Raw genomic sequence first — 21,949 nt, forward strand, 5'->3', positions numbered from 1 at the left:
GACGGGATTTAACATGTTAAGAATAAGTAATATTAAGCTTCGTGCTGATTTTGACCCAAGTAAGGAAAATGAACTTTTAGCTCAGAAAATTCAGAAAATACTAAGAGTCAAACAGGACAAAATATTGTCCTTTAGTATTTCTAAGAAGTCGATCGACGCAAGGGAAAAAAGTAATGTCCAGCTTGTTTATTCTGTTGATGTTGAAATTGAAAACGAGAGATCGTATTTAGGAATAAAAGATGTCTCATCCTATAATCCATTAGAATATGGGATCAAGAAAACCAATAAAACCACCCGTCCTGTAGTAGTAGGCAGTGGACCCGCTGGACTTTTCTGTGCCTTGGTTTTAGCAGAACATGGATTAAACCCCGTTGTTGTAGAGCAGGGAATGGACGTCGATAAAAGAAAAATGGCTGTTGAAAAGTTTTGGAAAGACGGCGAGCTTGAAACGAGTAGTAATGTCCAATTTGGTGAGGGTGGAGCCGGAACATTTTCCGATGGGAAATTAACAACTGGTGTAAAAAATACTAGAATTCCGAAAGTATTAAAGGAATTCGTAGAAGCGGGTGCTCCTAGTAAGATCGCTTATTTAGCAAAGCCCCATATTGGAACGGACATTTTGATCACGGTTGTTAGAAATATTCGTAAAAAAATCGAACGACTTGGTGGGGAAGTCCGTTTCGAAACGAAAATGAAGGAACTTATCATCGAAAATGGTGAAGTTAGAGGCGTGCTACTAGATAGGCATGGAGAGTCTGAGACAATAGAAACTGATGCTGTAGTATTGGCGATAGGGCATAGTGCTCGAGACACTTTTTATATGTTAAAGGATTTAGGTGTAGACATGATACCGAAGCCTTTTGCTGTAGGTGTACGTATTGAACATCACCAAAAAGACATCGATTTACAGCAATTCGGCAGCTTTGCAAATAATCCACTACTTGGTGCATCTGACTATAAGTTGAATGCCCATCTTCCCAATGGACGAGGTGTTTACACGTTTTGTATGTGCCCTGGAGGTCATGTTGTTGCAGCGGCATCAGAAAAAAATGCTGTAGTGACAAATGGTATGAGCTATAGCGCAAGAAGTGGTGAAAATGCTAATAGTGCATTGCTTGTTTCTATCACACCAAATGATTTTAATGGAGATGTACTGGCGGCTATAGAGTTTCAAAGAAAGCTTGAGCGAAAAGCATTTGAACTTGGTGGCAGAAATTATTTTGCACCAGTACAATTGGTCGGCGATTTCTTAGTAAATAAGGGTAGTAAACAACTTGGCGATATTATCCCAACTTATACCCCGGGTGTTACACCAACGGACTTAAGAGAATGTCTAGATGATTTTATCGTTGATAGTTTAAAAGACGGGTTGCGAGTAATGGATAAAAAACTTGCGGGCTTTATCAAACATGATGCAGTTTTATCAGCTGTAGAAAGCCGAAGTTCATCACCTGTTACAATTAGGCGAAATCCTCTGACATTTGAGTCGAACATCAAAGGGTTATACCCTTGTGGTGAAGGTGCAGGTTATGCTGGAGGAATCACGTCTAGTGCTGTTGACGGAATAAAATGTGCAGAAGCGTTAATGGAGATTGAAAATTAGTTTTTGGTACACATAATGATTTTCTTTGACATTTTGTGAAACAAGATTTCTCGAGGAGTGACACAGTCACTACCTTTTAATGAAGGAAATTGAAAGCGCTGAGGGATGAAGCAATTCAAAAAAAAGTACTTCTAAACATTTTATAGGAGGTTTCGTATGAATAATGAAAAAAGGAAGTTGTCACCAGAGCAACGTGAAGAAATACTCGGAATATTGAAAGGCCGTTTTGATAAAAACATGGATCGCCATAAAGGACTTGAATGGGTTAAAGTACAAACAAAGCTAGAAACTAATACAGAAAAACTGTGGTCGCTTAATGAAATGGAAAGAACCGGCGGTGAACCGGATGTTATTGTTCATGATAAACAAGTGGGCGAATACATTTTTTATGATTGTTCAGCGGAAAGTCCTAAAGGCAGAAGAAGTGTTTGTTACGACCGTGAAGCGCTGGAGTCAAGGAAAGAACACAAACCAAAAAACAGCGCTATTGATATGGCTGCTGACATGGGTATTGAGATTTTAACGGAAGAACAATACCGGGAGATACAGAAACTTGGGAATTTCGATACTAAAACATCGAGTTGGGTGAAAACACCCCCTAATATTAGAAATCTCGGTGGGGCCATCTTCTGTGATCGTCGCTACGACACGGTCTTTGTGTACCACAATGGAGCAGAGTCCTACTATGCTGCTAGGGGTTTCCGTGGCTCACTAATGGTCTAAATTTTGGTGTGAAAGCTAAAGCAGATGGGATTTATTTTTCAGCACTCCTATCTTCTAAAAAATTTACCTATCCGAGATAATATTGTACTTCCGGGGTTTAAGTCTGGTAAGCTGTCTAGAGAAAAGGTAAATCAACATGTCGATGAACTAATGGTAAAGACAGGAATTGACAATGTGGCGAAACATGATATTAAAAAGGTTTCAGGTGGGCAGCTGCAACGTGCAGCAATCTGTAGGGCACTCATCAATCAGCCGGATATTTTATTTGGGGATGAACCTACTGGAGCGCTAAATAGCAGTACCTCAAGAGATGTGATGGATATCATTAATACTGTTAACACAGAGGGCACAACCGTCATCATTGTTACCCATGATGCGAAAGTGGCAGCTTGGGCAGGCAGAGTAATATTCCTTATGGATGGAAAGATCCATGATGAACTAACATTGGGGAAATACGACGGTGACGAAAAGAAAAAACCATCCCGTGAGAAAAGGTTATCTGAGTGGTTAGAAAAACAGGAATTTTAGATAGAGCAATATAAATATGATGTCGATTGTGCGACAATAAGGATCAGGGGTAAAGTGGGAAAACGACCATTCCAATTTTACCCTCTTTCCTTTCATGTCATTTGGTTTTTCTATGCATTAATAACTTTTTTATAAGTAAAATTAAGTGGTGGTAGTTCAAAATAACCAATATGCACGGGAATCAGGGAATCATCTTATCAATTGAAAAAATAGTATGGAGGCTTGTTAATGGAAAATAACGATATATTAATTCGATTAAGGTACGCACTAGACATAAAAAATAACGATATGGTCGAGATCTTTAAGCTTGGTGGCATTGAAACAACCAAAGAAGAAGTGCTTGAAATACTAACGAAATCAACTAATGACGAAGCTGAAAATGAATACATAGTTAAATTAAATAATATGAAGCTAGAGTCGTTTTTAAATGGATTTATTATTTTTAAAAGAGGAAAACAAGATCCAAAACCAGGACTACCTGAAAGCCCACCACTTTCTAATGAATGTGTAAATAACTTCCTACTAAAGAAATTGAAAATAGCATTAGCATTAACAAGTGAGGATATGATCGATATTCTTAAAGAAGCAGGAGTCACGATCACTAAGGGGGAATTAAGCGCTATATTAAGAAAAGTAGGACATAAGAACTATAAAGAGTGTGGCGATAAATACGCTCGAAATTTCCTAAAAGGCTTAACGATAAAATATAGGGGATAAGGGAACATCAACGGATTGGACTAAATTTAACTATTCCCTCGCTGCCCGTGAATATATTGTACTGGATGTTACATAATTCCGTTTTTTTTCTGTGCCCCTGTCATAAAATATTTATATCTAAACTTGCCCCGATTTCATGTAATGGAACGCGGGGTATTTTTATAGCTGATGATAGCTATTACTGCTTTTTCTTATTTTCACCCTAAATTATTATCAAATGAAAAAAATAATAAAATAATCTTAATTGGCTGAAAATGCCCGTTGTTATTGACTCAGAACTTTTTCACTGATAATATTACCCGTATTATTTATTAAAGAATTATCTTGTATAAGTTCAAGAATATGGCTTGAACGTCTCTACCTGGCTGCCGTAAATAGCCTGTCTACAAGGGGCAACGATTCAGGCTTTTATTGTCCTTTGGCAGATCCACCGGCAGCTTTCCGGGGGATTTTTTTATTTTATTTTATTTGATTCGGAGGACATAACTATCATGAAGAATTACTTTCAATTTTCCGAACGGAATACATCTTTTAAGCAAGAGAGTATTGCGGGAATCACCACGTTTCTATCAATGGCTTACATCCTGGTTGTCAATCCAGTCATCCTGAGCCAAACAGGCATGGATAAAGGGGCACTTTTTACAGCAACTGCCCTGTCCGCCATTATCGGATCCCTGTTAATCGGACTAATTGCTAATTATCCAATTGGCATTGCCCCAAGCATGGGTATAAATGCCTTTTTTACCTTTACTGTTTGTATTGGCATGAAAATACCTTGGGAAACCGCATTGGCGGGTGTTTTTATTGCTGGTGTATTATTCATGATATTAAGCTTGCTAAAAATCCGCGAAAAAATTATTAATGTCATTCCCCAGGATCTTAAACATGCCATCGCCGCAGGAATTGGATTTTTCGTCGCGTTAATCGGCTTAAAAAACTCTGGAATTGTTACTGCAAATGAAGCCACAATGGTGGGGCTGGGGAACTTGAATTCTCCTCCAACATTGCTTGCTATTGCGGGATTTATCATTACTATTATTCTTTTAAACAAAGGAATAAAGGGCGGGATTTTTTACGGAATGGTGCTTTCAACCATTCTTGGCATGTTATTTGGCATTATCGACAAGCCGGAAGCCATTATTGGAAAAATACCAAGCCTTCAGCCTACATTCGGGGTCGTTTTCAATCATCTGGATGATGTTCTATCCCCAAAAGTACTGGCAGTTATTTTTACCTTTTTGTTTGTGGCCTTTTTTGATACAGCAGGTGCGTTAATCGCCATTGCCAGCCAGGCAGGACTAATGAAGGATAACCAAATCCCCAATGCCGGGAAGGCACTCCTTGCAGATTCCATGTCAACCATTGCTGGTTCCGTTTTAGGTACATCGACAACCGCTTCATTCGTTGAGTCTTCTGCAGGTATTGCGGTTGGGGGCAGGACAGGCTTTACAGCCATCGTTATATCAGCCTGCTTTACCGTTTCCTTATTTTTTTCGCCTATTTTATCCATTGTCACTCCTGAGGTGACGGCCCCGGCTCTGATTATTGTTGGAGCCCTGATGGCAACAGAAATCAGCAAGATTAACTGGAGCAATTTTACCATTGTCATCCCATGTTTTGTAACGATTATTATGATGCCTTTGACCTTTAGTGTGGCAACAGGGATTGCCCTAGGCTTCATTCTTTACCCAATCAGTATGATTGCCATGGGAAAAACGAGGGAAGTCCATCCAATCATGTCTGTTCTCTGTTTAACCTTCATTTTTTACTTTGTTTATGTGATTTAAAAAAGGTGTCCCAACTTTCTTAAAATAAGTTTTAGGCAGAAAAATGGCAGTGTTTTTGAGAGATCAAAGCACTGCTTTTTTCTTTACTTAACGTGTTATGTTCCAAATGGAAGTCTTTTAAGTGTTAAGATATTAATACAAATAAAACCTAAGAAAGGTAACTGGACAAAAACACCATTCCAATGTAAAGAGGAATGGTATTTTATAATTTTATAGAAACTTCAGTGCCGTCTTTAAGGATTGTTTCGACCAGCATTAAACCTTTTTGATCTGAAAGTTCCCTTAGCAAAGGCTTCAGATCATCCCTGCTTATGTTTGGAATTTGAAACTTCTTATTTCCTCCTTTTTCAATTGAACGATTTGCAATTGCCAGGATTCTTTTTGATGTCACGACTCCAATGAATAGATGTAACAAGGCATAGGGGACTGGAATAAAATATCGTCTACCTTTTGCTTTAATTTTTACTTTCATCATATATTACTCAATCACAACCGATACTTTTTCCCCTTTTGCCGAGGTGATATCTACAATTTGACCGTCCAATTCATTTTCAATCGCTTCAATTAAGAGATCAACGTCGATATCTTTTACATATTTTTCCGCTTCGGGAATTCTTTCAGCAATGCTTGTTCCTACCCTTAAAACAGCTTTTACGAGTTTAATTGGTAGATTAACGTTAACATTGTCCCCTTGTTCTGAAGTAGCGCGTATTTTTAGCATTTTGTCTAGGTAGGGGGATGAGGTCTGTTTATTTAGATTGACTTGTTTACCCTTGCCTTGCAGTGCATCGATCAATTCAGCAGCCTTATCTTTGTCCAGTTTTCCTTCTTCGACCATTGTTAATATTCTTGAAATTTCCTCGTTCATTTAGGATTCCTCCCCATTTAATATTGAAATCGCTTCTTCAGCGGTTATTTCGCCTTTTTCTAGCATTAAAATGACTTTTTTTCGATCAATTTCAACCTTCTTAGTGGTGGAATATCCAAGAGAAGAGATAATGTCATCTAATTTTCCCCGGACGGTGGGATAGGATACTCCAAGTTCTTTCTCAACTTCCTTAATATTTCCACGGCATTTTAGAAAAGTCTCAATAAAATTAAGCTGTTCCTTGCTGAGACTCGCAAAATTGGAGAGCTCAAATTCATTTTCAATCGTAGTGTGACAGTGAGTACACTGCAGCTTTGTAATTTTTAATTGCTTACTACAAACGGGACACTCTGATATAAGAGGATATGCCATAACTCTCTCCTTCCTTTTCTATAATTCAATCATACATCAATGTGTTCAGGAAATAAATAATTTGATTAAAATAATTAAATAAATTAACAAAAATAATTAAAAATATTTATTTTTATATTAAAAGATTTAATAAACAAGTGCCATCTCTGTATTTACTCTACAATTTAGGGATTAACCTCTCTTTCATGCTTTTCGTTTCATTGAGATATGATATCCGCAGCCAAAGATCAATTAATAAAAAATGATTTAAAAGATTATCATTTTATCATCTTTGGCGAGAAGACCCCCTCCTCAAGGAATGCGCAGGGCGTAGCCCAATGAGTAGGGAGGGGATGAATCGCCCCTCCGAAGGTGAGGTTTTCGTTTGAATGAGAACGTATATTCTGATATAATATAATCAAATAAGAGGAAAGGGACATGACTATGAGCATAAAAACCTATTTTTCTAACCGTATCTATAAACATAGGTTGTCAGAAGAATTTGTTACTATGATTGAACATGCTCTATTTCTCTTTAATCAGGCCAAACACACCGCTTTTAATACCTTGGTAAAAGAAAAGCGTTCCGGTAAAAGCAAACGGACAAGGTCCCTCCATCTAACAGTTAAAGAACAATTCAAATTGGATGATTATTATGCCAACAGTGTGGTTCAAGAGGCGAAAGCTGTACAAAGCAGCTTAATTGAATTAAATAAACTCTACATTAAAAATAAAGCAGAACAAATTAATTCCATCAAAAAGAAATTAAAAAAAGTTAAATCCCATTTGACCACTCTGCAGAAGATAAAAAAATCCTTTGTAAAAGGTAAACCATCCTTCCCAAAGAACGCTAAGGAACAAAAGGAAGGCAACTTTTTTGTCGTCCACTATAAGATGAAAACAGACCTCTACTATCATGCCTACGAATTTGAACATCAATATCTAGATGTTCAAATGAAGAAATTGAAAAGTAAAATTGGTTTCCTAATTTGTAAATTAAATAGAAAAGAAGATGAAGTAAAACAATTAAAAACAAAAATCTCCAGTGTGACTTTTGGTTCTAAAAAGCGCTTTAAATCTCAATTCACTGTGGATAGGTATGCAAATAATCATGAAATTTGGAAAAACGAATGGGAGAAATCCCGCTATCATCAAATGAAAATTTCTGGTCGTAAAGATTCCCATTCTGGTAATTTTGTCTTTCATTATGACCTAGATTGTCAGAGATTACGTTTTAAGACCCCATCCGGTGTCGTGGTTTTTGTGGAGAACCTCCATTTCCCGTATGGTCAAGACAAAATAGAAACCGCCATTTTAACTCAAAAAAACTGCAAGAATAAAAAGAAATTTGGTAAACCTATTGCCTGGTCTGTGGAAGACCATGGTGATTTTTACATTTTCAAATGCATGATAAACGAAGAAGAAAATCCATCTATCAACTATTCCAAATTAGCTGGCATCATTGGTGTAGATTGCAATGTAAATCATTTTGCGATTTCCAATGCCAATAGCAAAGGACAGCTTCTTTCTTCATGGTCTTTACCCTTCGATATTAAAGGGAAAAGCTCCAATCAAGTGACGAAAATTTTAGAGGCTGAAGCCATTGAAGTGGTGAACATCGCTTATCAAGCAAACAAACCCATTGCCGTTGAAGATCTAGACACTACCCTATCAAAGGTTTCCCATCCTTATGGAAACAAAAAAGCAAACCAGGTGATGTCGATGTTTGCTTATAGCAAAATGATTGCTTCTATTAAAGCTAGGGCTGAGAAGATGAATGTTGCTGTTTTTGAAGTGAATCCAGCTTACACCAGCCAAATTGGAAAAATGAAATACATGAAACGGTTTGGGATTTCCATCCATGAAGCCGCCAGTTTCGTCATCGCTAGAAGAGCCATGGGATTTAAAGAAAAACTCCCACCAACGTTGGGTGCACTATTACCAGAGAAGATAATAGGTGCTCATCATTGGAGGCAGTGGGGGTATGTTTCTAAATGCCTGAAAGGGATACGCACATGTGCGTTCTACCAATCAGAACTTTTTGATGGAGACAAGTTTCGTTTGACCAACGAACTCTTCTCTTCAGGGGCGTTAACAGACTTGGAGAAAAAAGGTTTGTCGATATTTTAAAGCGGAAAAACCGTTTCCTAGTTGAACGGGAAACGGTCATATATCTTGTATATATGTCTTGTATTTCAGGAATCCCCCACTTCAAACAAACCCGAAAGGGTGTTAAGTGGCGGGTAGTTCAATGGGTCAACATATTATTTTATAGCCGAAAGTTTCAGGAATATAATTTCAAGTAAAACTATATAACATGTCTTTAAAGTGTTAAACTATTAATTTGATAGGCATTTGCTTAAAAGCGTTTTTTTATATTGTTGAAGAGTATTGGAGATCCAGTATTAAGGACTATTCTTGGTGATACTATATAAATTGATCAAAAAAACAATAATTTAAACGTTTATATATCCTTTCAGTAATTAAACTTGGCATAACAATGTCTTATTATAATTGAAAATCTAAACGTTTATATTTAGGGGTTATGTAAAATGGATTCGAAACCAAATATTCAGGATGTTGCGAGGGTTGCTGAAGTTTCAATCGCGACCGTGTCGCGAGTGATCAACAACCAGGGTGGTGTTAGGAAGGCAACAGAGGAGAGGATTCTTAAGGCTATCCAGGAACTAGGTTATATTCGCAATGCTGCTGCAAGAACGATGAAGCGTAAAGAAACCAAAACGATTGGTGTCATTGTGCCTGACATCAAAAATCCATTTTTCCCCCTGGTGATGGCTGGGATTGAACAGAAAGCGCGGGAGAAGGATTATTTCACTATCCTGAGTAGCACGAACGAGTCGCAGAATATCGAGGAAAAAATTGTAAAAAATTTCATTGAACGCGGTGTGGATGGGGTCATCATTACAACTGCCAATGAAAATGGAGAACATCTGAAGTTGCTTCAGGAGCAGAATATACCCATGGTGGCAGTTGACAGGAGTATTCGAAGCTTTGAGGTAGACACTGTCCTAGTCGATAATATAAAGGGATCGTATCAGGCAGTTCAGCATTTGATTCTTCAAGGACATAGGAAAATATCCATTATTTGTGGTCCCCAAAATACGACTCCAGGGTTAGAGCGGTACCTTGGCTATAAAAAGGCACTAGAGGACTATAATATACCTCTTGATGAAAAGCTTGTGATCCAAGGGGATTTTGGAGAGCACAGTGGTTATCTTGCTACGGAGAAGCTTAGAGAACTTGATGAAAGGCCAACAGCTATTTTTTCATCGAATAACTTGATGACAATTGGCTGCATGAGGGCGTTGGATGACTTGAACTGGAAGCTTGGCTATGAAGTGTCGTTCATTGGTTTTGATGATGTGGATATAGCTACATTCCTGAATCCGAAGCTATCAGTCGTGGCAAGGCCGATGACTGCGGTTGGTGAAATAGCATTTATGTTTTTGCATGAAAGGATTCACTTTAAGGATCTTCCGAAGCGGCAATATTCACTGCCACCAGAACTGATCATCAGGCAGTCCTGCCGTCTTATTAAGAATTAAATTGAAGAGAGCTGCTCCATCGGATAAATGGTTGGGCTCTTTTTTACAAATAAGGGAAAATAAGGTCCTTGCAACCGATATCTTCCCCAAATCAAAAAAACTTTATTTTATTTTGAAAACGCATTCAAAAAACTCTTGCTACATTAAGTGAATGGTGCTAATCTAAATTTAGAAACAAAATCTAAACGTTTACATTACAACTGATAAATTAATTACTTACAAAACTCGTTAAATCATATTTTTTTGCGACAAAATCTAAACGTTTACATTTTGTTATATGATTTTACTTTTAATCATAATGCCATGGAAGTTCAAGTGAGGAGGTATTGAGTGTCAAGGTTCACAGATGATTAGGCAAGAACTGAGGACCAGTGAAAAGTATTGATTACCATGTGAATAAAAGTAATGCTTTCAATCAAAAACTGATTTGGACACCGAAAATGGAAGTGTATTTACACATTTTTAGTAAATGAAAGTGCATTTATATAATTTATTATCTAAATAAAAAGGGGAATTTCTATGAACACCGCTAAAATGATTGACCACACACTATTGAAGGCAGATTCATTAAAGGAACAGATTGTGGAACTTTGTGCAGAAGCAAGAGAATATGGGTTTGCATCTGTTTGCGTGAATCCTGTATGGGTAAAAACTGCTGCAGAAGAACTAGCAGCCAGTGATGTAAAGGTTTGTACGGTCATCGGCTTTCCACTCGGGGCATCTACATCTTCAGTAAAAGCGTTTGAAACGATGGATGCTATTAAAAATGGTGCAACTGAAGTGGACATGGTCATTTCAATAGGATTGCTTAAATCGGGAAATGAACAGGCTGTGGAGGAAGATATTCGCGGGGTTGTTGATGCCGCAAATGGAAAGGCGCTCGTTAAGGTGATTATTGAAACATCGCTGCTTACTGACAAAGAAAAGGTCCTTGCTTGCGAAATGTCCTTACGTGCAGGTGCTGACTTTGTCAAAACATCCACAGGTTTTTCAACCGGAGGTGCAACAGTTGAAGATGTTTCATTGATGCGGAGAGTTGTGGCGGAAAAAGCAGGTGTGAAGGCATCAGGTGGTATCCGTGACCTGAATGACCTGAAGGCAATGGCTGAAGCAGGCGCAAACCGCATTGGTGCTAGTTCTGGCGTGAAGATTATGAAAGGTGAAATGGTTGAGAGCGGATATTAAGGTCGCTTCATCGTTTCTAAATTCACTAATAAGGAGAAATGAAAATGACAAGCAAAAACCTGATTCAATTGCCGGATGGATATTTGAACCGAACTCCCATTTTTCAGTTTATCCTGCTGTCGATGCTGTTCCCATTATGGGCGGTAGCGGCCAGCCTGAATGATATTCTTATCACGCAATTCAAGCATGTGTTCGAGTTAAGTGATTTTGCAAGCGCTTTAGTCCAAAGCGCATTTTACGGAGGATACTTTCTTGTAGCGATACCCGCTTCTATGGTCATCAAAAAGACAAACTATAAATTAGCTATTATTACGGGCTTGTTGTTTTATATTGCAGGGTGCACATTGTTTTATCCTGCTTCGGAGATGGCGACATATACGATGTTTCTATTCGCGATTTTCTCCATTGCCATCGGACTTGGTTTTCTTGAAACAGCTGCAAACACATACAGTTCCATGATTGGGCCGCGTCAGTTTGCAACGCTTCGCTTGAATATTAGCCAGACGTTTTATCCGATTGGATCCATTTCCGGTATCCTGTTAGGAAAATATCTTGTTTTCCAGGAAGGTGCAAGCATAGAGGCACAAATGTCTAAAATGTCTCCTGAAGAGGCTCGTGTTTTCGGACTGCAGATGCTTCAGCATACACTTGAACCATATAAATATATAATTTTTGTTCTTATCGGTGTATTAATATTATTTGTTTTTACTAAATTTCCTATTTGTAAACCTGTTATAGAAAAAGCTAAGACCACAGTGAAATCTCCTGGACTGTTGCAGACCTTGAAATATCTGGGTGGAAACAAAAGCTTCCGAAAAGGGATTGCTGCTCAATTTTTATACGTAGGAATGCAGGTTACGGTATGGTCGTTCACAATTCGTTTGGCGCTTGACCTGAATCCGGACATCAATGAGCGTATCGCTTCGAACTTCATGGTGTTCAGTTTCATTGCTTTCTTTGTTGGAAAGTTCATTGCGAACTTCTTAATGACTCGCTTCGCTCCATCAAAGGTATTGACTGTTTATTCAATTATCGGTGCAGCATTGCTTGCTTTTGTGGCATTCGTGCCAAGTATGGCAGCGGTATATGCGGCAGTTGCCGTGAGCATGCTGTTTGGACCTTGTTGGCCAACCATCTATGCGGAAACACTTGAAGTTGTTAAGGAAAAGAAATATACAGAGATGGCAGGTGCGGTCCTCGTTATGTCAATCGTAGGTGGAGCAGTGATCCCAGCTGCCCAGGGATTCGCATCCGACTTGTTTGGTTCAATGCAGCTTTCATTCCTTATCCCTATGGTTTGCTTTATCTATATCGGTTTCTATTTCTATGGAAAAATGAAGCGGAATGCTGCAGAACAAAATACCGAGGAACCACTAAAGGTGGCTAAGTAAGAAAACCTGATTTACAAGTACAAGGGCGGCCGAATTCCGGCTGCTCCATAGTTAAAATAGGAGATGAATCGAAATGGCATCAGGAAAAGTTGAATTGCAACGTGCTTATTTTACAGATAGTAGCAAGATAATTTTTCGTAACGATGAAATGACAGCAAGTCTATTCCGGTATCCGTCTGGTGTGGAAGCAATCGAGCTTAAAAATCTGCGCGGTAGGATGGTTGTCCTTCCTTATATGGGACAGATGATCTGGGATTTGGAATTTGATGGCGCCAACCTGAAAATGAAAAACATGTTCTCCCAGCCGAAGAAGGCAGCTAGTGTCATAGATACATATGGCTGCTTTGCTTTTCACTCAGGCTTAATCCGCAACGGCTGCCCAGGACCCGAGGATGACCATGATCTTCATGGAGAAATGCCATGCGCTGAAATGGACAGGGCGTGGCTTGAGATTACGGATGATGGCATTAAAATCTGTGGTGAGACCGAGTATGTGAAGGGGTTTGGTCACCATTACCTTGCACGGCCAACGGTAAAAATGTTCAGTCGAGAAACATTCATTGAAATCAACATGAATGTTAAAAATCTTTCGGGTTCAGAGATGCCGCTTCAATATATGTTCCATACAAATTATGCTTATCTCGAAAATGCGGTCATGAAGCAGAACATCCCTGCCAGTGCTTTTAAACTCAGGGAGTCCATACCGGGACATGTAAAGCCGACCGAGAAATGGCTGGATTATAATAAAAAGCTCCTTAGTGGGGATGAGATGATTACCGCTTTAAACCAGCCTGAGATGTATGATCCAGAGATTGTGTTTTTTGCAGATAAGTTGGACCATTATTTGGAAGATGCAGAATTTGAAATGGTTTCGCATGATGGAACTGCTTTTTTTACCAGATTTTCCACATCTGAATTTAATTACGCAACACGTTGGATTTTACACAATAGCGACCAGCAGGTTGGAGCTTTCGTGTTACCGGCAACCTGCAGGCCAGAAGGTTTCCTTGCTGCAGAAAGATCAGGTACATTATTGAAGCTGAATGCTGGAGAGGAAAAATCTTTCACGGTGGTAACAGGAAAAAAATAAGGAGGTAATCACATGGATATCGCAGTAATCGGATCCAACATGGTGGATCTCATTTCATATATTGATAAAATGCCTAAAGAAGGGGAAACACTTGAGGCGCCTGACTTCGAAATTGGTTGTGGAGGAAAAGGTGCAAACCAGGCAGTCGCGGCGGCAAAAATGGGCTCAAAGGTGATGATGGTTACAAAGGTTGGGGATGATCTGTTTGCGGACAACACGATTCAAAACCTTGAAAGCTATGGAATCGATACTGAGTTTACTAATAAAGTTCTAGGTACCTCAAGCGGAGTCGCGCCGATTTTTGTAGATCCGGAATCTAAAAACCGCATCCTAATCATTAAGGGGGCGAATCAGCAGCTTCTACCAGTGGATGTGGACCGGGCGGCAGATAAGCTGAAACAATGTTCCCTGATTGTCCTACAGCTTGAAATTCCGCTCGAGACGATTTACCGGGCCATTGAATTTGGAAACGAGCATGGAATTCCTGTTATTCTAAATCCGGCACCCGCCTCAAAGAATCTAGATTTCAGCTATGTGTGCAAATGTGATTTTTTCATACCAAATGAAAGTGAATTAGAAATCCTGACAGGGATGCCAGTTGAAACGGACGAACAAATCAAGGCTGCTGCAAGCACGTTAATTGAAAAAGGTGTAAAAGATGTGATTGTAACAATGGGCAGCCGAGGAGTTATGTGGGTGACCAAAGGGGAAGTGCATATCGTTGACTCGCATACGGTAGCCGCTATTGACACAACAGGGGCGGGAGATGCTTTTATTGGTTGCTTTGCCCACTATTTCGTGCAAGACGGAGATGTTCTTCATGCCATAAAAATGGCTACTGCTTTTGCGGCATTAAGTGTCACAAAACGTGGAACACAGACTTCTTATCCAAGTTTTGACGAAGTCGAGCAGTTCATGAATGTAATGGTTTGAATAAACTAAAGGGTACATTTTATCAAAAAGTACCCTTTTTCTATATTCCCTCCCGTCATAAAATATACATATCTAAATCTGCCCCGAGTTCAGGTAATTGAACTCGGGGTATTTTTATATCTGTTGCTTGCCATTCTTGCTTTTTTAAACTTTAACATTTATTGAAAACGATTTGTTTAGTGCATATGCACAAAATTATTTGTTAGATTATCAATTGTTAAGGGATTGCTATGCAATTATACTGAAAGCGTATTCAATGAAAGGTAATAATAAAAGAGACTAGAAAGGGGTTAGCAATAAAAAATAAACAATGAGTATGCAAAGACCAGAAATGAATAATTGTGCAATCTTATAATAGGTCTATTGAATTTATAAAAGTTAATAGGGCACAAATATATGATAGAAAAGAGCACATTCATCTAAAAGAATTCACATCTAACTATTAGGAGGATTTAAAATGGCTACAGCAATAGATATTAGCTGGATTGGCGCTTTAAGCGGATTGGCATTGGCAATCATTTTAATTTTATTTAGGCTGGCACCAACTTATTCATTGATTCTTGGAGCAATTGTTGGTGCCTTCATTGGCGGCGCTAACTTTGCAGAAGCAGTTCAAATCTTAATTACAGGAACACAAAGTGTTCAGGGTACGGTCATTCGCATTATCGCTGCAGGTGTTTTTGCAGGTGTCATGATGGAATCCGGAGCAGCGGAAACCATTGCAAAAGTTATTGTAGATAAACTCGGTGGAACGAAAGCCATGCTGTCACTGGCATTGGCTACCATGATTATCACAGCAGTAGGTGTATTCATCCCTGTTGCCGTATTGATTGTTGCACCAATCGCATTGTCTGTCGGAAACAAAATGGGTTATTCCAAAGTGGCCATGCTGGTTGCTTTGTCTGGCGGCGGTAAAGCAGGTAACATAATTTCTCCAAACCCTAATACCATTGCAGCAGCAGGCGGATTCAAGCTCGATGTTAACCAGGTCATGATCGGCGGACTTGTCCCTGCTATTATCGGTGTAATTGTTACGGTTATTATCGCATCATTAATCAAGTATAAAGGCACAAAAGTAACGGATGCTGAAGCTGCAGAATTGGAACAGGCTAGCTCCACAAATCTCCCGGCATTATCAAAAGCCCTGGTAACTCCTATCATTGCTATTGTTCTTTTGATGATTAGTCCTATTGGTTCGATGATAGGCATTGATTTCCTTGCAAAACTTAAAATTGATTCCTTGTTTATCCTGCCGTTTGCCGGTGTAATGGGTTCCCTGGCGCTTGGCAAGAGAAAACAAATTATGGATTATTGTACAGCTGGTTTAAATAGAATGACACCAACGATTCTGATCATTATTGGCGCAGGAGCCATTGGCGGGTTAATTACAGCGTCAGACCTACCTGAACAAGTTGTTGCTCTGGTAAATTCATCAGGCATTTCTGGTACTTTCCTTGCACCAATTGCAGGCATATTAATGGCAGCGGCAACGGCATCCACTTCAACAGGTGTTATCTTGGCTACTGGTTCATTCTCAGATGCTATTTTGAATACTGGTGTAGCACCTTTGGCAGCTGCAGTAATGACTCATGCTGGTGCAACTGTAATCGACCACCTACCACATGGCACTTACTTCCACGTTACACGTAATGCCATGAACATGAGCATGAAAGACAGGATGAAGGTTGTCTTATTTGAAAGTATTGTCGGTCTAACGATGACGATCGTAGCAGTAATCCTGTACGGATTTATTTTATAAAAGAATGGGGTATACATGATGGGGAAAACATTTTTATTGGCTCCTGATTCGTTTAAAGAAAGCATGACGGCAAAAGAAGTATGCGAGGCAATGGAGATTGGCATCAAAAGAGCCATTCCGGATGCTGAATGCATTCATGTACCAATGGCAGATGGCGGAGAAGGCACCGTCCAGTCGTTGATAGATGCAACAGGCGGCACATTGATAAAAAAGGAAGTTATGGGGCCGCTTGGCACACCGGTTATGGCGCAGTATGGGATCTTGGGAGATGGCAAGACCGGCGTGATTGAAATGGCATCAGCAAGCGGAATTCATTACGTTACGAAAGAAACAAAAAATCCTTTCATTACAACTACATTTGGAACCGGGGAATTAATTAAGGATTGTATAGAACAGGGCATTACAGACATCATTCTGGGCATTGGCGGAAGCGCTACGAATGATGGTGGCACCGGAATGGCAGTTGCACTGGGGTATAAATTCCTGGATAAAGACCGGAATGAGCTGCCATTTGGAGGCGGATATTTAGGCGAGCTCGATACAATCGATCCTTCTGATGTTAATCCACAATTAAAAAATGTTAACATTTTGGTAGCATCGGATGTAACTAATCCATTGTGCGGAGAACGTGGCGCATCAGCTGTTTTCGGTCCGCAGAAGGGCGCTACACCTGAAATGGTTCAAATCTTGGATAATAATTTGAGGCACTACGGTAAAGTTGTAAAAGAGCAGCTAGGAATTGATATGGTGGATGTACCAGGTGCAGGTGGTGCAGGCGGCCTTGGTGCAGGTCTGCTTGCTTTCACCAACTCCACGATGAAAAAGGGTATTGAAATTGTGATCAAGTATACAAATTTAAAAGAAAAACTGCAAAATGTTGACTATTGCTTTACAGGAGAAGGTGGTATTGATTTCCAAACGAAATTTGGAAAAGCCCCTTACGGCGTTTCCCAGGCAGCCAAAAGTGTTAATAGTGACATTAAGGTGATCGCACTTGCAGGATATGTGGGCAAGGATGTTGAAACTTTATACGATGAAGGCTTTGACGCTATTTTTGGAATTGTACCAGGAGCAGCTGATCTTGATACTTTGCTTGAGCAAGGTAAGGAAAACGTTGCCCGGACCTCTGAAAGCATTGCAAGATTGTTAAAATAGAAATTAATAAAGAGGCTGTCCCAGAAATTAGGGACAGCCTCCTTATTTCTCCCGATTAATCAGCATAAAGAGTAGTTCCACGAGCTCTAATATATTTTTAGGATCTTTGCCGGTGATTTTAAAAATCCTGTTTAGCCGATAATTCAATGTATTCCTGTGGATAATGAGCTGACTGGCCGTTTCATTGGCGTTCTGGTTACAGTTGAGATAAACCTGCAGAGTTTTTATCAGTTCATCATTTTTTTTAAATAAATGGACCATCCGACCTGTTTTTGCATCATTTCTTTGCAGTTCGGACATATCGGCGATGAATTCACATTTTTCATAGGAAATGACTTTTTTGTTTAAAAATAAACCTTTCAATACTCGCATGGCAGATTTGGCTTGTAAAAATCCGTCAGAAATTTTATCATTCATTTTGCTAATGGAGATGAAAGCATCTGGATACTGGTTTTCAATCTGTTCTTGGAGCGCTTCAATCTTATTTGTTTCCTGAACTACAATGCAAAGTGAATGATTGGATGTATTGAAGGATGGGAAATTTTTAAAGAAATCTTCTTCAATCTCATTAGGACATTCAAGATACACCATTTGGGAAGGTTTATTTAACTGGATGTCGTAGGCTAAAGCCTGATCCGTTAGTTCCTTTGTATATGTTGTATTTGAATCTGTCATGAAGCTAAAAAACTCTTGTTTTAAGTTTTTTTCTAGATTCTCCTTTTCCGATGCAACACTCTGCTCGATTAACAAAATAACAGCCGATTTAAGAAGGTTTCCGAATGGTCTAGTTTCCATAACCTCACCACTGATCCCTACTACTCCGACAATGTCGCCATTCAATTCGATTGGCAAATTAATGCCCTTTTTTACGAACTCTTCATCCTGTTTGATTTCTGATATTTTCTTTTGTTTAATGGCAGCCACTGCTCCATGATGTAGTGTACCAATCCTTTTTTTATTTCCACTCCCGATTATGACGCCAGTTTTATCCATTATATTAATATTATAAGGAATATCCTTCATCATTCTATCGACAATGTTTTGGGCCTGATGATGAGTCAATTCATACATAGATATAGCTCCTCTATAAATCACTTGTTTAAATTGTAAGCATCTCTTAACAATTTACCTATTGTTAATTTATGAACCATCTATTATAAAGGCGTTATTCTGGGGTTTTTACTAATTGAAATAGGGAAGTTCAATAATAAACTTTGTACCCCTTTCGTTACTGCTGGCATACATCGTTCCGTTATGGTTTTCCACTATTTTTCTTGATACTGATAATCCTAAACCCGTTCCACTGTCTTTGGTCGAAAAGAATGGTTCAAAAATATGAGTGAGAACAGAAGAGTGAATTCCTTTCCCATTATCATTAAATATAAATTGAACATGAGAGTTAACTAAATTAGTACTTATATTAATGATTAAAGGGGTGTCCGTTTTTGCTTGCAATGAATTTTGAAATAAATTAATAAATACCTGCAATAGTTCTTCACGGTTACAAAGGATAGAAAGATTTTTAGTCTCAGGAAGAATTTCTACATTTATCTCTACATTGTAGAGTAATGATTCACTTTTAAGAAATTTCAATAGGTAATCGATAAAAAAATGTTGGATATTTATCCTTTCTAACTCTTTATATGAAGCTTTTGCGATACTTAAGAAATCGGAAATAATTTTATTCACACGGTCAATTTCTGGAATTAATAAACTAGAAAATAGATGGGATGTTCTACTATCTACATCTTTTTCAAGAAATTGTAAGTATCCCCTAACGGTTGTCAACGGATTTCTAATTTCATGGGCAATTCCAGCAGCAATTCGACCTGCAAGAGCTTGTTTTTCTGACTCTTTTATTTTTTCCTCAATTAAATGCCGGTCGGTTATATCCCTAAATTGGCCAAATGCGCCAATAACCTTTTCATCTTCATAGATTGGTTGAGCATCAAATAAACATACTACTTGATCACTATTTATGTTATTAAATGTAAGTACTTCATTTTCATATTTTTCTTCAAACTCTATTACTCGTTTAAAAAATTCTCCAGTCAAATCAGAATCATATATACTCTTTCCAATAACTGAACTGCTAGTTTGGTTAAAAATTTGTTGAGCAAAATCATTAAACTCAATTGTAATACCTTTTTCATCAGTTATTACAATTCCGTTTCTTGTTCTGCACAACATAATTTGATTTAAAATATTAAGTTTCCTATTTTTTTTTCTTAGTAACAGTTCTCTTTCGATGGAATCTACCACCTGAGATAACATGGTTAAAAATAAAGGATTTTGAAATAAGATTGGCACCATTATACAAACACTACCAAGTAAATTATCTTCATCTGTGTAATGAAATGGTACACCGTAACAAGCTACTTCATAAAGAAACTTATGATAATGATCTTCGCCTTTTAATCTTACAGGGTGCCTATGTTTTAATGCTAAGCTAACGACATTTGTACCCGTATCTTCTTGCCTAAAAAGACTTCCTAATTTAATACCAAACTGTTCTATGGCAGTCCTAATTGTTTCGTCACCAACCATATCCAACAAGTATCCTTCCGAATCAGAGATAACGATCAAGATAGGTGTTCCATTTAATGAATCTATGAGCTTATTTGAAAAAAAACTAACAACAGATAAGATCTCACTGTATTCTTTCCTTTTGCTATCTAGTACTTGATTTGTCATAAACCCTTTTGGTTTAGCTATTTCGTTTGGATCCATTCCACTTTCTATACACATTCTCTTTGATTCAGTTATATAATATGGTTCTTTTTCAGCCATTAGTCACCTCTAGTAAGTCAATAATACATCATAACATTCTAATAATAATTATATTAATGTTATATTGCTAGTTTAAATTAACTTTAAAATGTTACTTAATAAAAAAGAACAGAATGGTTGAGATCAATAATGGAAAAAGCATTTGTTGTGCAGGCTTCTGAAGGGATGTTACTTTTGTCAGGTTTAATTCAGGTTCCGGAGGTACAATAATTGAAAATTATTCGAAGGAGACTTGAGATTATGCCATTACATCCATTAGTAGTTCATTTTCCTATTGCATTATTATTAACAGCAACACTCATTGAAATTGTAAATTTATTTCTTAAAAAAGAAAGCGTTAGTCGAATGGGCACCGTATTAGTTTTTGTGGGGGTTCTTTTAGGTTTTGTTTCCTTAGCAACAGGGGATCCTGCTGAAGCATTTGCCTTTAAAAATTGGGGAAGAGGGATTCATGATACCGTTGAATTGCACTCTTTTCTTGCCGGTACTTCTGTTACTCTCTTTGCAATTGTGGCAGTCATTAAGCTGTTTGGTAAACGCCTCAAATTTAATAAAAACTTAATTATCGCTTTAGTTATTGTCTTTAGTATTACTGGTTCGACTACTCTAGCAATTACTGGTCACTTAGGTGGAAAAATTGTTTATCAACATGAACAGTTGACTAGCAAATCAGGTGGAACAGTGGACGACGATTAACGGACTTCAAGGATAACTTCGTGGAAAACGCTTTTGAATTATTTTTTTAAGGAATTATGGTAAGGATGAAGTCAATCCATGTAAGTGCATGCCACAACATATTAAAATAGAAACTAGGTAAATTGGGCTCAGTCTTATTATGACTGAGCCTTTTCGTTAGTGTTTTAAATAGATGTTGAAGTTTTAAAGGTGCAGGTGCAGGTAGATAGCGCACAATTGGTCCCGCTGGAGAAAGTTTAAGCAGAATGGCATGTTTAATACATGATGCTGGTAATGGTGCTGGCCAGGGGGGATTTGGCGGCGTTTGGGGTTCGGAAAATTTGAAAGCCATCAGTATTTTAGGTACCGGCGGATTTAGATAATGCGATATATACTTTGCAAGGGCGCCATCGGGATATAGTGCATTTTGCAGACTATATATATAATGTGCCATTTGCAGGTGGGTTTAATAAAGCATATTACATGCCGGGCAAAAAAGATGGAAAATGGGATTACTTTAACTATGCTGGAAGAAAGCTTGAACGAGACAAGTTTGAAGAATGGAAAACGAAGTACTATAAGTTTGAAGGCTGGGATACGGAAACTGGCTGGCCAACGAGATCAGCGCTTGAAGACGTAGGTTTAAAACATGTAGCAGATGAATTAGAAAAAAATGATAAATTAGGTAATAAATACACCTCCATCCCCTGGATTCTCAGGGGGATGTTTGTCTAATGTTTTTGTTTTAGAAATGAGCGGAGAAATTACTTAATTGAAAAATGTGGAAGATAGTCTTAAGTGGATTAAGGTACATTTGCATCAACCTCA

Annotated in this window: 21 protein-coding genes and 1 riboswitch; of the genes, 16 read left to right on the forward strand and 5 right to left on the reverse strand. The window is 38.3% G+C overall.

The window, feature by feature from the left end; genetic code table 11:
* Window positions 1-13 precede the first annotated feature (13 nt).
* The 5 genes from B1NLA3E_RS02730 (at window position 14) to B1NLA3E_RS02750 (ending at window position 5,358) form a co-directional block, all read left to right on the forward strand.
* Window positions 14-1,603 (forward strand): NAD(P)/FAD-dependent oxidoreductase, encoded by a 1,590-nt coding sequence (locus B1NLA3E_RS02730; protein ID WP_015592337.1) that lies wholly within the window; start codon window positions 14-16, stop codon window positions 1,601-1,603.
* Window positions 1,604-1,759: 156 nt separating this feature from the next.
* Entirely contained in the window at window positions 1,760-2,326 is a 567-nt protein-coding gene (locus B1NLA3E_RS02735) for a DUF4256 domain-containing protein (RefSeq protein ID WP_015592338.1), read from the forward strand.
* A gap of 24 nt (window positions 2,327-2,350) precedes the next feature.
* A complete protein-coding gene (locus B1NLA3E_RS02740) occupies window positions 2,351-2,854 on the forward strand; it encodes an ABC transporter ATP-binding protein (protein ID WP_015592339.1) in 504 nt (167 codons plus the stop codon).
* A gap of 222 nt (window positions 2,855-3,076) precedes the next feature.
* Window positions 3,077-3,571 carry a DUF1456 family protein gene (locus B1NLA3E_RS02745; protein WP_015592340.1) on the forward strand — a complete coding sequence of 165 codons (495 nt, stop codon included), beginning with the start codon at window positions 3,077-3,079 and terminating at the stop codon, window positions 3,569-3,571.
* Between the two features lie 304 nt (window positions 3,572-3,875).
* Window positions 3,876-3,977: riboswitch (purine riboswitch) on the forward strand.
* Between the two features lie 85 nt (window positions 3,978-4,062).
* Window positions 4,063-5,358, forward strand: a complete 1,296-nt coding sequence (locus tag B1NLA3E_RS02750; protein WP_015592341.1) for an NCS2 family permease — start codon at window positions 4,063-4,065, stop codon at window positions 5,356-5,358.
* Window positions 5,359-5,560: 202 nt separating this feature from the next.
* Here B1NLA3E_RS02750 and B1NLA3E_RS02755 read toward each other — a convergent pair whose 3' ends face one another.
* The 3 genes from B1NLA3E_RS02755 to B1NLA3E_RS02765 are packed head-to-tail and all read right to left on the reverse strand — an operon-like array spanning window position 5,561 to window position 6,598.
* Window positions 5,561-5,833, reverse strand: coding sequence for a hypothetical protein (locus B1NLA3E_RS02755; protein WP_015592342.1), 273 nt, complete (start codon window positions 5,831-5,833; stop codon window positions 5,561-5,563).
* Window positions 5,834-5,836: 3 nt separating this feature from the next.
* On the reverse strand, window positions 5,837-6,226 hold the full coding sequence (locus B1NLA3E_RS02760; protein ID WP_015592343.1) for an SHOCT-like domain-containing protein: 390 nt from the start codon (window positions 6,224-6,226) through the stop codon (window positions 5,837-5,839).
* Window positions 6,227-6,598 (reverse strand): DUF2089 domain-containing protein, encoded by a 372-nt coding sequence (locus B1NLA3E_RS02765; RefSeq protein ID WP_015592344.1) that lies wholly within the window; start codon window positions 6,596-6,598, stop codon window positions 6,227-6,229.
* A gap of 417 nt (window positions 6,599-7,015) precedes the next feature.
* On the opposite strand from B1NLA3E_RS02765, the gene B1NLA3E_RS02770 reads away from it, so the two are divergent.
* The 8 genes from B1NLA3E_RS02770 (at window position 7,016) to B1NLA3E_RS02805 (ending at window position 17,656) form a co-directional block, all read left to right on the forward strand.
* Window positions 7,016-8,707, forward strand: coding sequence for an IS200/IS605 family accessory protein TnpB-related protein (locus B1NLA3E_RS02770; protein WP_015592345.1), 1,692 nt, complete (start codon window positions 7,016-7,018; stop codon window positions 8,705-8,707).
* A gap of 422 nt (window positions 8,708-9,129) precedes the next feature.
* Complete coding sequence (locus tag B1NLA3E_RS02775) at window positions 9,130-10,143, forward strand: LacI family DNA-binding transcriptional regulator (RefSeq protein ID WP_015592346.1); 1,014 nt, start codon at window positions 9,130-9,132, stop codon at window positions 10,141-10,143.
* Between the two features lie 513 nt (window positions 10,144-10,656).
* The gene (gene deoC, locus B1NLA3E_RS02780; protein WP_187292177.1) at window positions 10,657-11,328 is read left to right on the forward strand and encodes a deoxyribose-phosphate aldolase; all 672 of its coding nucleotides are present in this window, start codon (window positions 10,657-10,659) and stop codon (window positions 11,326-11,328) included.
* Between the two features lie 44 nt (window positions 11,329-11,372).
* Window positions 11,373-12,719, forward strand: a complete 1,347-nt coding sequence (fucP, locus tag B1NLA3E_RS02785) for an L-fucose:H+ symporter permease (RefSeq protein WP_015592348.1) — start codon at window positions 11,373-11,375, stop codon at window positions 12,717-12,719.
* Between the two features lie 73 nt (window positions 12,720-12,792).
* Window positions 12,793-13,809 carry an aldose 1-epimerase family protein gene (locus B1NLA3E_RS02790; RefSeq protein ID WP_015592349.1) on the forward strand — a complete coding sequence of 339 codons (1,017 nt, stop codon included), beginning with the start codon at window positions 12,793-12,795 and terminating at the stop codon, window positions 13,807-13,809.
* A 12-nt stretch (window positions 13,810-13,821) separates the two neighbouring features.
* Entirely contained in the window at window positions 13,822-14,742 is a 921-nt protein-coding gene (rbsK, locus tag B1NLA3E_RS02795; RefSeq protein ID WP_015592350.1) for a ribokinase, read from the forward strand.
* A 457-nt stretch (window positions 14,743-15,199) separates the two neighbouring features.
* Window positions 15,200-16,501 (forward strand): GntP family permease, encoded by a 1,302-nt coding sequence (locus tag B1NLA3E_RS02800; RefSeq protein ID WP_015592351.1) that lies wholly within the window; start codon window positions 15,200-15,202, stop codon window positions 16,499-16,501.
* Between the two features lie 15 nt (window positions 16,502-16,516).
* Window positions 16,517-17,656, forward strand: a complete 1,140-nt coding sequence (locus tag B1NLA3E_RS02805) for a glycerate kinase family protein (protein ID WP_015592352.1) — start codon at window positions 16,517-16,519, stop codon at window positions 17,654-17,656.
* Window positions 17,657-17,698: 42 nt separating this feature from the next.
* Here B1NLA3E_RS02805 and B1NLA3E_RS02810 read toward each other — a convergent pair whose 3' ends face one another.
* Both B1NLA3E_RS02810 and B1NLA3E_RS23175 read right to left on the reverse strand, forming a co-directional pair.
* Window positions 17,699-18,727 carry a CdaR family transcriptional regulator gene (locus B1NLA3E_RS02810; protein WP_015592353.1) on the reverse strand — a complete coding sequence of 343 codons (1,029 nt, stop codon included), beginning with the start codon at window positions 18,725-18,727 and terminating at the stop codon, window positions 17,699-17,701.
* 111 nt (window positions 18,728-18,838) lie between these two features.
* Complete coding sequence (locus B1NLA3E_RS23175; RefSeq protein ID WP_015592354.1) at window positions 18,839-20,446, reverse strand: ATP-binding protein; 1,608 nt, start codon at window positions 20,444-20,446, stop codon at window positions 18,839-18,841.
* Window positions 20,447-20,656: 210 nt separating this feature from the next.
* Here B1NLA3E_RS23175 and B1NLA3E_RS02820 point away from each other — a divergent pair, with 210 nt between their 5' ends.
* The 3 genes from B1NLA3E_RS02820 (at window position 20,657) to B1NLA3E_RS02825 (ending at window position 21,856) form a co-directional block, all read left to right on the forward strand.
* Window positions 20,657-21,142 carry a DUF2231 domain-containing protein gene (locus tag B1NLA3E_RS02820; RefSeq protein ID WP_015592355.1) on the forward strand — a complete coding sequence of 162 codons (486 nt, stop codon included), beginning with the start codon at window positions 20,657-20,659 and terminating at the stop codon, window positions 21,140-21,142.
* Between the two features lie 215 nt (window positions 21,143-21,357).
* Entirely contained in the window at window positions 21,358-21,504 is a 147-nt protein-coding gene (locus tag B1NLA3E_RS23510; RefSeq protein WP_268870666.1) for an aldehyde ferredoxin oxidoreductase N-terminal domain-containing protein, read from the forward strand.
* Between the two features lie 37 nt (window positions 21,505-21,541).
* Complete coding sequence (locus B1NLA3E_RS02825) at window positions 21,542-21,856, forward strand: aldehyde ferredoxin oxidoreductase C-terminal domain-containing protein (RefSeq protein WP_015592356.1); 315 nt, start codon at window positions 21,542-21,544, stop codon at window positions 21,854-21,856.
* Window positions 21,857-21,949: the final 93 nt, after the last annotated feature.

It is taken from the genome of Bacillus sp. 1NLA3E (assembly GCF_000242895.2).
Lineage (GTDB): Bacteria > Bacillota > Bacilli > Bacillales > Cytobacillaceae > Bacillus_BU.

Excerpts from the sequence above, each read along its gene's own strand:
- B1NLA3E_RS02730 (WP_015592337.1), top strand. The coding sequence starts at position 14 with ATGTTAAGAATAAGTAATATTAAGCTTCGTGCTGATTTTGACCCAAGT.
- B1NLA3E_RS02735 (WP_015592338.1), top strand. The coding sequence starts at position 1,760 with ATGAATAATGAAAAAAGGAAGTTGTCACCAGAGCAACGTGAAGAAATA.
- B1NLA3E_RS02740 (WP_015592339.1), top strand. The coding sequence starts at position 2,351 with ATGGGATTTATTTTTCAGCACTCCTATCTTCTAAAAAATTTACCTATC.
- B1NLA3E_RS02750 (WP_015592341.1), top strand. The coding sequence starts at position 4,063 with ATGAAGAATTACTTTCAATTTTCCGAACGGAATACATCTTTTAAGCAA.
- B1NLA3E_RS02755 (WP_015592342.1), bottom strand. The coding sequence starts at position 5,833 with ATGATGAAAGTAAAAATTAAAGCAAAAGGTAGACGATATTTTATTCCA.
- B1NLA3E_RS02760 (WP_015592343.1), bottom strand. The coding sequence starts at position 6,226 with ATGAACGAGGAAATTTCAAGAATATTAACAATGGTCGAAGAAGGAAAA.
- B1NLA3E_RS02765 (WP_015592344.1), bottom strand. The coding sequence starts at position 6,598 with ATGGCATATCCTCTTATATCAGAGTGTCCCGTTTGTAGTAAGCAATTA.
- B1NLA3E_RS02770 (WP_015592345.1), top strand. The coding sequence starts at position 7,016 with ATGACTATGAGCATAAAAACCTATTTTTCTAACCGTATCTATAAACAT.
- B1NLA3E_RS02775 (WP_015592346.1), top strand. The coding sequence starts at position 9,130 with ATGGATTCGAAACCAAATATTCAGGATGTTGCGAGGGTTGCTGAAGTT.
- fucP (WP_015592348.1), top strand. The coding sequence starts at position 11,373 with ATGACAAGCAAAAACCTGATTCAATTGCCGGATGGATATTTGAACCGA.
- B1NLA3E_RS02790 (WP_015592349.1), top strand. The coding sequence starts at position 12,793 with ATGGCATCAGGAAAAGTTGAATTGCAACGTGCTTATTTTACAGATAGT.
- rbsK (WP_015592350.1), top strand. The coding sequence starts at position 13,822 with ATGGATATCGCAGTAATCGGATCCAACATGGTGGATCTCATTTCATAT.
- B1NLA3E_RS02800 (WP_015592351.1), top strand. The coding sequence starts at position 15,200 with ATGGCTACAGCAATAGATATTAGCTGGATTGGCGCTTTAAGCGGATTG.
- B1NLA3E_RS02805 (WP_015592352.1), top strand. The coding sequence starts at position 16,517 with ATGATGGGGAAAACATTTTTATTGGCTCCTGATTCGTTTAAAGAAAGC.
- B1NLA3E_RS02810 (WP_015592353.1), bottom strand. The coding sequence starts at position 18,727 with ATGTATGAATTGACTCATCATCAGGCCCAAAACATTGTCGATAGAATG.
- B1NLA3E_RS23175 (WP_015592354.1), bottom strand. The coding sequence starts at position 20,446 with ATGGCTGAAAAAGAACCATATTATATAACTGAATCAAAGAGAATGTGT.